The following is an 11,430-nucleotide window of genomic DNA, read 5'->3' on the forward strand; positions in this document are numbered from 1 at the left end:
TCAGAATAGCCCTTTGAAGTTGGAATAGTGCCTTCAATTTTTTTGGTACTGATTTCGTTCGTTTGAATAAAATGGTAGGGCGTTCGAAAAAAGTTGAGTTGAAATAAGCTGGGGAGATTTGTGAGGAGGGACAGTATGAAATTCTATACGATTAAACTGCCGAAATTTTTAGGCGGACTTGTCCGCGCGATGATTGGGGCGTTTAAAAAGAACGAATAGCATATGTATGTAGTTTGATAACCTTTTCTTTAACTAATGGCACCCGTTTAATTTGGGTGCTTTTTATTTTGTTAGTTGGGAATAATAGGTGAGAAGGTTTTGAATTGAAATTGCTTTCTGTTCAAAAAGAAAAGACACCCTTAGCGGATGCCTTTTCTAAACGTTCTATTAAACGCGTTCTACTTTACCGGATTTCAACGCTCTTGCAGAAACCCAAACACGCTTAGGCTTTCCATCAACAAGAATACGTACTTTTTGTAGGTTAGCACCCCATGTACGCTTGTTTGCGTTCATAGCGTGAGAACGTGCGTTACCAGTTGTTGTTTTCTTTCCAGTTACAACACATTGACGTGGCATAATGATTTCCCTCCTTAACTACCAAAAGCTTTATACAGCAATCTTTTAAGATCCTCATCTGGAAAAAGAAAAATTGTTTGAACAAATTTTCTAGACTTGAGATACCTTAATAATTTATCATACAACTAATTTGATTGCAATAGTTACCTTTCAAGAAAAAAACCTTGACATCACTTAAAATGAAATCCTCTTGTATTAAACAGGCAGGAATAACTTTCAATATTGCATTGACTATAGTAAAATGACTGTAGTCAAGGAGCAATTTTTCAGGAGGGGGAACGATTCATGTCCATTGAATTAAAAACAAAGTTCGGACAAATTGATATTTCTAACGAAGTAATCGCGACCATCGCCGGAGGTGCGGCAATTGAATGTTATGGGATCGTAGGTATGGCCTCTAAGAATCAAATTAAAGATGGAATTACGGAAATACTACGAAGAGAAAATTTCACTCGGGGAGTAATTGTTCGCCAAGAGAATGAGGCATTACATATTGATATGTATATAATTGTTAGTTATGGAACGAAAATTTCCGAAATTGCCCACAACGTGCAATCAAAGGTTAAATATACCCTCGATAAGACTGTTGGACTTGCCGTTGACTCGGTAAATATTTACGTTCAGGGAGTTCGAGTGACGAACCCCTAAGTTCGTGAGCTGAACTCACGTAGAGGAGGAAAGTTTGTGTCAATTACAGCTTTAGATGGAAAACGTTTTGCCGAGATGGTGATTCAAGGGGCCAATCATTTAGCAGCAAATGCAAAAATGGTTGATGCTTTAAACGTTTTTCCCGTGCCCGATGGTGATACAGGAACGAATATGAATTTATCAATGACATCTGGGGCCAAAGAAGTAAAAAATAATGTACAAGATCATATAGGTAAAGTGGGAGTAGCCCTATCGAAGGGATTGCTAATGGGAGCTCGCGGAAATTCAGGCGTTATCCTTTCACAGTTGTTCCGTGGTTTTTCTAAGGCGGTTGAAACTAAAGCACAAATCTCAGGGAATGATTTTGCTCATGCCCTCGAAGCTGGTGTGGAAACAGCCTATAAAGCAGTAATGAAGCCTGTTGAAGGAACCATTTTAACTGTTGCAAAGGATTCTGCTAAGCAGGCTGTACAAGCAGCTCAGCATTCTAACGATCTCATTGTGATTATGGATGAAGTTTTAAAAGAAGCAAAGGCTTCATTGAAACGCACTCCGGATCTACTTCCAGTTTTAAAGGAAGTTGGCGTGGTTGATAGTGGAGGCCAGGGTCTTGTCTTTGTTTACGAAGGGTTTCTTGCGGTTTTAAAAGGTGAAAAGTTACCTGATACACCTTCTGCATGGCTTTCGATGGATGAGTTGGTCAATACGGAGCACCATAAAAGTGTCCAAGGACATATAAACACTGAAGACATTGAATTTGGGTACTGTACAGAATTTATGGTTCGCTTTGAACAAGAAAAGACCGCTAAACATCCTTTTGATGAAGGGGTATTTAGAAATGACCTCAGCAAATTAGGAGATTCTTTATTGGTTATTGCGGATGAGGATGTTGTGAAAGTGCATATTCATTCCGAACAGCCTGGAGAAGTACTTAGCTACGGACAAAAGTATGGAAATTTAATTAATATGAAGATAGAAAATATGCGTCAACAACATACCAATATTGTTGGCGAATCACATAATTCATCTGTTGTTAACCAGCAGAAGTCACCTAGAAAACAAGAAGAATTCGGAATTGTTGCCGTTTCTATGGGATCAGGAATTGCAGACTTATTTAAAAGTATTGGCGCCCATGAGGTGATTGAAGGCGGGCAAACAATGAACCCGAGTACGGAGGATATCATCAAGGCTGTTAATGAAGTGAATGCTAAAAAGGTATTTATCCTGCCGAATAATAAAAACATCATTATGGCAGCTCAACAGGCAGCAGATGTTTCTGAAGAGGAAATTTATGTGATCCCTTCCAAAACGGTACCGCAAGGACTTTCAGCTTTGTTAGCTTTTAATCCTTCTGCTGATCTCGAGACAAATAAAGGCGCAATGAGCGATGCCTTAGAACACGTGAAAACTGGCCAAATAACCTTTGCTGTTCGAGATACCCAAATTGATGGCTTAGAAATCGAGAAAGATGATTTCATGGGCATTGCCGAAGGGAAAATCGTAGTTAAAAACAAGGACAAAGGAAAAGTAGCAGAAAATTTACTCTCACAAATGCTGGATGAGGATTCAGAAATTTTAACCATCATATATGGGGAAGACATTAGTGAGGAAGAAGTAAATAAGCTTACCCAGTTTGTTGAAGAAAACTATGCAGATATTGAAGTAGAAATCCATAACGGTAAGCAGCCGTTGTATTCATTTATCTTTTCAATTGAATAAGGCTCAGCTAAAATAGAAGGGGGATTCCCTTCTTTTTTTGTGGAAAAAAGCTGGGGGAAAAATAAGATAATAAAAAAGAATATTAAATAGACTAGCGCGCGAGGGGGAGAATCGAGTGAAATATAGGAGCGTGTTTGATATCATTGGTCCAATCATGATTGGACCCTCAAGCTCACATACAGCTGGTGCAGCAAGAATAGGCAGGGTAGCTAGAAGCTTATTTGGCAGGGAGCCGAAGTGGGCCAATATTTCTTTATATGGTTCTTTTGCTAAAACCTATAAGGGGCATGGCACGGATGTAGCCATTGTGGGTGGACTGTTAGATTTTGATACCGATGATGTGCGAATCATTAAGGCCATAGACATTGCTAAGGAAAAGGGGATAAAGCTCAGGTTTATTGAAGAGGATGCGGTTGCTGACCATCCCAACACGGCAAGGGTCATTATTGGTGATCATAATGGGGAGCTAGAGTTAGTTGGTATTTCTATTGGCGGCGGGAAAATTGAGATAACCGAGCTTAATGGGTTTGAATTAAAGCTGTCAGGTAATCATCCGGCCCTTCTAGTCGTTCATAATGATCGTTATGGAACAATTGCTGGTGTAGCTAACATTCTTGCACAATACGAAATAAATATTGGTCATATGGAGGTTTCTCGAAAAGAAAAAGGAAAGCTTGCTTTAATGACCATTGAAGTAGACCAAAATATTGACAATAAAATCCTCGTTGAGCTAGAACAGCTTCCCAACATTTTAAAAGTAACCAAAATTGTGGATTAACCAACCAGGGGGAATGGTCTCAGTGTTTCGCAATGTTGCAGAATTAGTTGAGCTGGCAAAGAGTCAGAGGAAAAAGATTTCAGAAATTATGATCGAGCAAGAGGTAGAAGTGACAGGGCGTTCCCGAGAAGAAGTGCTAGCCTTTATGGAACGGAATCTTAAGGTTATGCAAGAAGCGGTAGAACGAGGGATTAAAGGGGTACACTCACACTCAGGGTTAACTGGTGGAGATGCTGTCCTGTTGCAAAAATATATTGAAAAGGGCACCTTTTTAACAGGTGAAACTATTCTGGATGCGGTAAGTAAAGCTGTCGCAACAAATGAAGTGAATGCGGCTATGGGCACCATTTGTGCGACTCCAACGGCCGGTTCTGCAGGTGTTGTGCCAGGTACCTTATTTGCAGTCGAAAAAAAGTTAAAGCCCACCAAAGAGCAAAAGATTTCATACCTGTTTACGGCAGGGGCATTTGGCTTTGTAGTGGCAAATAATGCTTCGATTTCTGGTGCAGCAGGTGGCTGCCAGGCGGAAGTTGGTTCTGCAGCGGGAATGGCTGCAGCTGCCATTGTAGAAATGGCAGGCGGAACCCCCGAACAATGTGCAGAGGCAATGGCGATTACCTTAAAAAACATGCTGGGTTTAGTATGTGATCCGGTTGCTGGCCTTGTTGAAGTTCCTTGTGTGAAGCGAAATGCGATGGGTGCAGCGAATGCAATGGTTGCTGCCGATATGGCTTTAGCGGGAATTACAAGTCGAATTCCCTGTGATGAAGTGATTGAAGCGATGTTTAAAATAGGTCAAACCATGCCAACAACACTAAAAGAAACTGGGCAGGGAGGGTTGGCGGCAACACCGACAGGTCGCAAACTGGAAGCAAAGATCTTCGGTTTACCGCGAAATAATAGTGAAACCACATCTTAATCAATCAATAACTGTCATAAAGGGAATAGGTGAAGAAACTGCTGAAATTTTTTCGGAAATGAAAATCTATACGATCGAAGACCTATTGGAATATTTTCCGTATCGTTATGAAGATTATCGCCTCCGTGATATTACAGAGGTGCAGCATGAGGAGAAAGTAACAGTGGAAGGGAAGGTTCATAGTGAGCCTTCTCTTGTCTATTATGGTAGGAAGAAATCCAAACTTATGTTCCGTTTTTTTGTCGGAACTCATCTGATCCAAATAGTCTTTTTCAACCAACCCTATTTAAAAAATAAAATCATGATCAATGAAACAATTACTGTCACAGGAAAATGGGATGCACATCGGCAAACCATTACGGCAAATGAGATGCAGGTGGGCCCAAATGCAAAATCAAAGGATTTTGAACCAGTATACTCATTAAGAGGGAAATTAACGACAAAAGGAATCCGGAAATTTATCAGCATTGCTCTTCAACAATATGGACAATTTATTGATGAAACACTGCCCCTCGCTTTCTTGAAAAAATATCGCCTTCTTGATAGGCAGGCGGCCATCCAAGCGATGCACTTTCCCGACAGTCAAGAAGATGTGAAACAAGCTCGAAGACGCATCGTTTATGAGGAATTTCTTTTGTTTCAATTAAAAATGCAGGCACTTAGGAAGTTCGAACGGGAACATTCCCCAGGGGTTTGCCAAAACTATGATGAAACAAAGGTAAAGGAATTTATTAATAGTCTTCCTTTTCCATTAACAAATGCTCAAACACGTGTGATCCATGAAGTATTAGCAGAGCTAAAATCTCCACTTAGAATGAATCGCTTACTGCAGGGAGATGTGGGTTCGGGAAAAACAGTGGTCGCAGCGATTGGCTTGTATGCCAGTGTCACGGCAGGTTTTCAAGGAGCGCTTATGGTTCCAACAGAAATATTGGCAGAGCAGCATGCAGAAAGCTTAAAAAGTATGCTAGAACCATTTCATGTCAGGTGTGAACTCCTGACGAGTTCGATAAAAGGAAAACGAAGAAAGGAAATCCTCCACGAATTAGCAGAAGGGAACGTTGATATCTTAATTGGGACACACGCCCTAATCCAAGATGAGGTCACCTTCAAGAGACTCGGCTTTGTCATTACGGATGAACAGCATCGATTTGGCGTTGAACAGCGACGTGTTCTAAGAGAAAAAGGTGAAAATCCGGACGTGCTTTTTATGACGGCGACACCGATTCCTCGAACCCTTGCGATTACCGTATTTGGGGAAATGGATGTTTCCATTATAGATGAGATGCCAGCAGGGAGAAAAACCATTGAAACCTATTGGGCAAAACCAGAAATGCTTGAACGCGTTCTGGCGTTTGTTGAAAAAGAATTACAAAAAGGCCACCAAGCTTATGTAATTTGTCCGCTCATCGAAGAATCAGAAAAGCTCGATGTTCAAAATGCTATTGACGTCTATAATACATTAAGTCAATATTTCAAAAACCGTTTTAAAGCAGGTCTTATGCATGGCCGCTTAAGTTCAGAAGAAAAGGACTCAGTGATGAAAGCATTTAGTACGGGCGAAGTACAGGTGTTAGTCTCAACGACCGTTGTTGAGGTTGGAGTAAATGTACCGAATGCAACCATGATGGTAATTTATGATGCGGAAAGGTTTGGCCTTTCACAGCTTCATCAGCTGCGCGGCCGGGTTGGACGAGGCAGCGATCAATCCTATTGTATTTTGCTGGCTAGTCCAAAGTCAGAAGTTGGCCAAGAAAGAATGCGGATTATGACTGAAACGAATGATGGTTTCGTTTTAAGTGAAAAAGATTTAGAACTTAGAGGGCCTGGCGACTTTTTTGGCAGAAAACAAAGCGGGGTTCCTGAATTCAAGGTAGCAGATATGGTTCATGACTATCGTGCCCTTGAAACTGCAAGAAGTGATGCGGCGATGCTTATCCAGTCTGAAACATTTTGGACAGCCCCGGAATATCAATTTTTAAGAAATAGCCTGGATGAATCAGGAGTATTAGAAGGGGAAAAGCTAGATTAAATCAAACTTTTTCCCCTTATAGGACTCTTTAATAGGCTATAGCAGATGGTCATGATAAAAACTAATTCTTGCAATCTGCTTTTTCAAATTTTATACTACTATTAGTACCTAGTCATAAGATCGCGGACGGTGTGAAAATACATGAGAAAAAGTAAAAAAGAGCGCCAACAATTGTTGACTTCAACAATTAACGATAATCCATTTATTACGGATGAGGATTTAGCAGAAAAATTTCAGGTGAGTGTCCAAACCATTCGTCTGGACCGTTTAGAATTATCGATTCCAGAACTCAGGGAACGCATTAAGACTGTAGCTGAGAAACGATTTGATGATGAAGTCCGCTCATTACCGCTTGAAGAAGTGATTGGTGAAATTATTCATATAGAATTGGATCAGAATGCAATTTCGATTTTTGATGTAAAAAAAGAGCATGTGTTTAAACGAAATAACATTGCCCGCGGCCATCATGTTTTCGCTCAGGCAAATTCTTTAGCAGTGGCCGTTATAAATGATGAATTAGCTTTGACAGCAAAAGCGAATATTCAATTTAATCGTTTGGTAAAATTGAATGAGCGTGTTATTGCCAAAGCCAAGGTAACAAAAATTGACAGGAACCTAGGCAGAACGAGTGTCGAGGTAACAAGTTTTGTAAATAATGAACTTGTTTTTACCGGAGAATTTGAAATGTACCGTTCGAAAAATCGGTAGAGGATGAGGAAAATGAAACTAGCAATTGATGCAATGGGCGGCGACAATGCTCCAAAAGAAATCGTCTTAGGGGCACTAAAAGCCGTACAAGCATTTTCAGATATACATATTACCCTTGTCGGGGATGAAAATAAGATTAAAGAAACTTTAACGAATCATGATCGGATTTCTGTAATCCATACCACCGAAGTGATCCTTGGAACTGATGAACCTGTAAAAGCGGTTCGCCGCAAAAAGAATGCCTCAATGGTGTTAGCCGCACAGCAAGTAGCAGATGGGGTGGCAGATGCGTGTATTTCGGCAGGAAATACAGGAGCTTTAGTAGCAGCAGGTCTTTTTGTGGTTGGGAGAATAAATGGAATACACCGCCCAGCATTAGCACCAACGCTTCCTACCATTGGCGGTGAAGGATTCTTGTTATTAGACGTCGGAGCAAACGCAGATGCAAAACCAGAGCATCTGCTTCAATATGGACTAATGGGTTCCATTTATAGTGAAAAAGTAAGGGGAATTTCAAGGCCTAGAGTCGGTCTTTTAAATATCGGGACTGAGGAAAAGAAAGGGAATGAACTTACTAAGCAAGCCTTCGAATTGTTAAAAAATGCTGATATTAACTTTGTCGGAAATGTTGAAGCGAGGGATTTGTTAGATGGTGTTGCTGATATTGTTGTGACCGATGGATTTACGGGTAACATGGTCTTAAAAACAATAGAGGGTACGGCTCTTTCAATGTTTAAAATGTTAAAAACGGCCTTAATGAGCAGCTTTACTAGTAAATTAGCCGCAGCCGTGCTGAAACCGAATCTTAAAACCTTAAAAAATACAATGGATTACTCTGAATATGGCGGTGCTGCTTTATTTGGATTAAACGCTCCTGTAATTAAGGCACACGGCTCATCCAATGGCCAAGCTATATTTAGTGCAATTAGGCAAACAAGGGAAATGGTAAGTAATGATGTGGTAGGTTTAATTAAGATGTCAACTGAAGAAGAAAATAAGGAAAAAGTAGAACGGTAAAGGAGTTTTGAAATGAATAAAATAGCATTCGTGTTTCCAGGACAAGGGTCACAAGCAGTCGGAATGGGAAAAGAGTTAGCAGAAAAACACTCTGAAGTTATGGATTATTTTAGGAGAGCCAATGAAAAGCTAAATATTCCACTGAGTAAACTAATTTTTGAAGGACCGAAGGAAGAATTGACAATTACCTTCAATACACAGCCTGCCCTTTTAACTACCAGTATTGCTATTTTAGACTACTTCCAAAAGTCTGGGATTAAAGCTGATTATGTCGCTGGTCACAGCTTAGGTGAATATACCGCGCTTGTAGCTGCAGGCACACTTTCTTTCGAAGAAGGAGTGTATGCCGTCAGAAAACGGGGCGAGTTTATGGAGAATGCAGTCCCAAATGGAGAAGGTTCGATGGCTGCCGTATTAGGGCTTGACCGTGACCGTCTTTTTGCGGTAACAAACGAGGTAAGTGAATCAGGCAATCCAGTCTCATTAGCTAATCTAAATTGTCCTGGGCAAATCGTTATTTCTGGTTCGAAAAAAGGGGTCGAGATTGCAGGCGCGAAGGCGAAAGAAGCAGGTGCAAAAAGAGCTCTTCCTTTAGACGTTAGCGGCCCATTCCATTCTGCTTTAATGAAACCTGCTGCAGACCAGCTTCGTGAAGTCCTAGATGGAATTGAAGTAAAGGACGCCTCAGTGCCGATTGTCGCCAATGTAACGGCAGAACCAATTACTTCGGCTACTGAAATTAAAGATAAATTAATTGAGCAGCTTTATTCCCCTGTTTTGTGGGAAGATTCCGTTCGCAAAATGATCGAGTTAGGTGTCGATACGTTCATTGAAATTGGCCCTGGGAAAGTTCTTTCAGGCTTAATCAAGAAAATCGATAAAACAGTTACGACATTTTCAGTATCGGACGAGGAGAGTGCGCAAACTGTTATTGACGCATTAAAGGAGGAAAGAATATGAATCTAGAAGGGAAAGCAGCCCTTGTAACTGGAGCATCAAGAGGTATTGGCAGAGAGATTGCCCTTGAACTAGCACGACAAGGTGCCAATGTGGCAGTAAATTATTCGGGCAGTGAAGCAAAAGCAAATGAGGTTGTTGATGAAATAAAAGCGCTTGGCAGAGAGGCATTCGCTGTAAAATGTGATGTATCAAACGCTGATGCAGTTGCTGAAATGGTGAAAGGTACAATTGACAACTTTGGGAAACTTGATATCCTCGTTAATAACGCAGGGATTACAAGAGATAATTTGTTGATGAGAATGAAAGAGGAAGAATGGGATGATGTTATTAATATCAACCTTAAAGGTGTTTTCCTTTGTACCAAGGCGGTAACAAGGCAAATGATGAAGCAGCGGGTTGGACGCATCATTAATATCGCATCGATTGTTGGCGTTAGTGGGAATCCAGGCCAGGCTAACTATGTTGCAGCCAAAGCCGGGGTAATCGGATTAACCAAAACAACAGCGAAAGAACTGGCCTCTCGCAACATTACAGTAAACGCAATTGCACCTGGCTTCATCACGACAGATATGACAAATAAACTTTCCGAAGAAGTTAAAGCTGAAATGTTAAAACAGATACCATTGGCAAGATTAGGAGAGCCTAAAGATATCGCAAAAATAACGGCATTCCTCGCTTCTGACGATTCTGCCTATATGACAGGACAAACCCTTCATATTGACGGCGGCATGGTAATGTGATTAGAAAGCGAATCGCCCGTTCAGCGAAGGACACTAGCCGTTGGACGATGTAGCTAGACAATTCAAAAAGTTTAAAATGCAAATAGTTATAAAAACCTAGTGTATTATTTTGATGAAATACTCTATAATAGCTTGAGGGGAGGTGAACAGGCATGGCAGAGGTATTAGAACGTGTAACAAAAATCATCGTTGACCGCTTAGGTGTAGATGAATCTCAAGTTAAACTTGAAGCTTCATTTAAAGATGATCTTGGTGCTGATTCCCTTGACGTAGTTGAACTAGTTATGGAATTAGAAGATGAGTTCGATATGGAAATTTCTGACGATGATGCTGAAAAAATTAGCACAGTTGGTGACGCTGTTAATTACATACAAAGCACGAAGTAATCGTTGGATTTATTCACAAAAGCTCCGTTTTCAAACGGAGCTTTATTCTGTAAAATAGAACTTGGCTTCCAATTGTGATGCCAAGTTTCTTTGCGTTTTGCGAAAAACTTTTTTAAACTAGTAGTTAGTAGCAGTGTGTAAATTATTTGATGCAAGGTGGAGAAGTTTCATATGCGCAAGAACAGTAATGAAAAAGAGTTAAATAATCGCGCAAAAGAAAATCTATTTAAAGGTTTTCAAAATACGATTGGTATTACGATGGAGAACGAGAAATTATTAAAACAAGCTTTTACTCATTCATCCTATGTGAATGAGCATCGCAGAAAGCCTTTCGAAGATAATGAGAGACTTGAGTTTTTAGGGGATGCCGTTCTTGAGCTAACTGTTTCACAATTCCTTTACAAAAAATACCCAACCATGTCCGAGGGCGAATTGACGAAACTTCGAGCAGCTATTGTTTGCGAGCCATCTCTGGTATCTTTTGCCAACGAACTGAATTTTGGGAAATTAGTATTGTTAGGTAAAGGAGAAGAGATGACGGGAGGAAGAGAGCGTCCAGCCTTATTAGCTGATGTGTTTGAAGCATTCATCGGTGCCCTTTATTTGGACCAAGGAATTGAAACAGTTATTAGTTTTCTTGAAAAAGTAGTATTTCCTAAAATAAATGCTGGTGCTTTTTCTCATGTGATGGATTACAAAAGCCAATTACAGGAGCTTATTCAACGTGACGGAACAGGGACCATTGAATACCGTGTTCTTCAAGAGATAGGTCCTGCACATAACAAAGAATTTGTTTCAAAGGTTTCCTTGAACGGCAAGGAATTAGGTGTAGGTACCGGAAAATCAAAGAAGGAAGCCGAACAACATGCCGCCCAAATGGCTTTAGACATATTAAAGGCTAAAACAACCTAGAATGACAAAATGTTTGCAAGGAGTCCGTCTTGCGC

13 protein-coding genes are annotated in these 11,430 nt (G+C 40.5%); 12 read left to right on the forward strand and 1 reads right to left on the reverse strand.

The features are described from left to right. Positions 1-135: 135 nt before the first annotated feature. The gene (gene spoVM / locus ACJ004_RS02450; protein WP_035445740.1) at positions 136-219 is read left to right on the forward strand and encodes a stage V sporulation protein SpoVM; all 84 of its coding nucleotides are present in this window, start codon (positions 136-138) and stop codon (positions 217-219) included. A gap of 168 nt (positions 220-387) precedes the next feature. Here spoVM and rpmB read toward each other — a convergent pair whose 3' ends face one another. After that, on the reverse strand, positions 388-576 hold the full coding sequence (rpmB, locus tag ACJ004_RS02455) for a 50S ribosomal protein L28 (RefSeq protein WP_026566424.1): 189 nt from the start codon (positions 574-576) through the stop codon (positions 388-390). 285 nt (positions 577-861) lie between these two features. Between rpmB and ACJ004_RS02460 the strand changes: the two genes are divergently transcribed. The 11 genes from ACJ004_RS02460 to rnc all read left to right on the forward strand — a co-directional run bounded on the left by ACJ004_RS02460 (position 862) and on the right by rnc (position 11,395). Next, positions 862-1,224: an Asp23/Gls24 family envelope stress response protein gene (locus ACJ004_RS02460; RefSeq protein ID WP_088086349.1), complete on the forward strand. Its 363-nt coding sequence runs from the start codon at positions 862-864 to the stop codon at positions 1,222-1,224. 36 nt (positions 1,225-1,260) lie between these two features. Next, positions 1,261-2,943: a DAK2 domain-containing protein gene (locus tag ACJ004_RS02465; RefSeq protein WP_410890952.1), complete on the forward strand. Its 1,683-nt coding sequence runs from the start codon at positions 1,261-1,263 to the stop codon at positions 2,941-2,943. Between the two features lie 115 nt (positions 2,944-3,058). Further along, positions 3,059-3,721, forward strand: coding sequence for an L-serine ammonia-lyase, iron-sulfur-dependent subunit beta (gene sdaAB, locus ACJ004_RS02470; protein WP_410890953.1), 663 nt, complete (start codon positions 3,059-3,061; stop codon positions 3,719-3,721). Between the two features lie 22 nt (positions 3,722-3,743). Further along, positions 3,744-4,640: an L-serine ammonia-lyase, iron-sulfur-dependent, subunit alpha gene (sdaAA, locus tag ACJ004_RS02475; protein WP_410890954.1), complete on the forward strand. Its 897-nt coding sequence runs from the start codon at positions 3,744-3,746 to the stop codon at positions 4,638-4,640. Beyond that, entirely contained in the window at positions 4,624-6,672 is a 2,049-nt protein-coding gene (gene recG, locus ACJ004_RS02480) for an ATP-dependent DNA helicase RecG (RefSeq protein WP_410890955.1), read from the forward strand. The genes sdaAA and recG overlap by 17 nt, the downstream gene beginning before the upstream one ends. A 141-nt stretch (positions 6,673-6,813) precedes the next feature. Beyond that, positions 6,814-7,380, forward strand: coding sequence for a transcription factor FapR (gene fapR, locus ACJ004_RS02485; RefSeq protein WP_410890956.1), 567 nt, complete (start codon positions 6,814-6,816; stop codon positions 7,378-7,380). A gap of 12 nt (positions 7,381-7,392) precedes the next feature. Continuing rightward, positions 7,393-8,397, forward strand: a complete 1,005-nt coding sequence (gene plsX, locus ACJ004_RS02490; protein ID WP_410890957.1) for a phosphate acyltransferase PlsX — start codon at positions 7,393-7,395, stop codon at positions 8,395-8,397. A 12-nt stretch (positions 8,398-8,409) separates the two neighbouring features. Continuing rightward, positions 8,410-9,357 carry an ACP S-malonyltransferase gene (gene fabD / locus ACJ004_RS02495; RefSeq protein WP_410890958.1) on the forward strand — a complete coding sequence of 316 codons (948 nt, stop codon included), beginning with the start codon at positions 8,410-8,412 and terminating at the stop codon, positions 9,355-9,357. After that, positions 9,354-10,097 (forward strand): 3-oxoacyl-[acyl-carrier-protein] reductase, encoded by a 744-nt coding sequence (fabG, locus tag ACJ004_RS02500; RefSeq protein WP_410890959.1) that lies wholly within the window; start codon positions 9,354-9,356, stop codon positions 10,095-10,097. The genes fabD and fabG overlap by 4 nt, the downstream gene beginning before the upstream one ends. A gap of 152 nt (positions 10,098-10,249) precedes the next feature. Continuing rightward, the gene (gene acpP, locus ACJ004_RS02505) at positions 10,250-10,483 is read left to right on the forward strand and encodes an acyl carrier protein (RefSeq protein WP_026566432.1); all 234 of its coding nucleotides are present in this window, start codon (positions 10,250-10,252) and stop codon (positions 10,481-10,483) included. Between the two features lie 171 nt (positions 10,484-10,654). Beyond that, entirely contained in the window at positions 10,655-11,395 is a 741-nt protein-coding gene (gene rnc, locus ACJ004_RS02510) for a ribonuclease III (protein WP_410890960.1), read from the forward strand. Positions 11,396-11,430: the final 35 nt, after the last annotated feature.

Origin of the sequence: Neobacillus sp. 204 (genome assembly GCF_046562815.1) — a bacterium.
Taxonomy (GTDB): domain Bacteria; phylum Bacillota; class Bacilli; order Bacillales; family Cytobacillaceae; genus Neobacillus.

Bases quoted from the DNA above. Each gene is read 5' to 3' on its own strand.
- rnc (WP_410890960.1), top strand. From the start codon at position 10,655: ATGCGCAAGAACAGTAATGAAAAAGAGTTAAATAATCGCGCAAAAGAA.
- plsX (WP_410890957.1), top strand. From the start codon at position 7,393: ATGAAACTAGCAATTGATGCAATGGGCGGCGACAATGCTCCAAAAGAA.
- rpmB (WP_026566424.1), bottom strand. From the start codon at position 576: ATGCCACGTCAATGTGTTGTAACTGGAAAGAAAACAACAACTGGTAAC.
- fabG (WP_410890959.1), top strand. From the start codon at position 9,354: ATGAATCTAGAAGGGAAAGCAGCCCTTGTAACTGGAGCATCAAGAGGT.
- ACJ004_RS02460 (WP_088086349.1), top strand. From the start codon at position 862: ATGTCCATTGAATTAAAAACAAAGTTCGGACAAATTGATATTTCTAAC.
- acpP (WP_026566432.1), top strand. From the start codon at position 10,250: ATGGCAGAGGTATTAGAACGTGTAACAAAAATCATCGTTGACCGCTTA.
- fabD (WP_410890958.1), top strand. From the start codon at position 8,410: ATGAATAAAATAGCATTCGTGTTTCCAGGACAAGGGTCACAAGCAGTC.
- fapR (WP_410890956.1), top strand. From the start codon at position 6,814: ATGAGAAAAAGTAAAAAAGAGCGCCAACAATTGTTGACTTCAACAATT.
- spoVM (WP_035445740.1), top strand. From the start codon at position 136: ATGAAATTCTATACGATTAAACTGCCGAAATTTTTAGGCGGACTTGTC.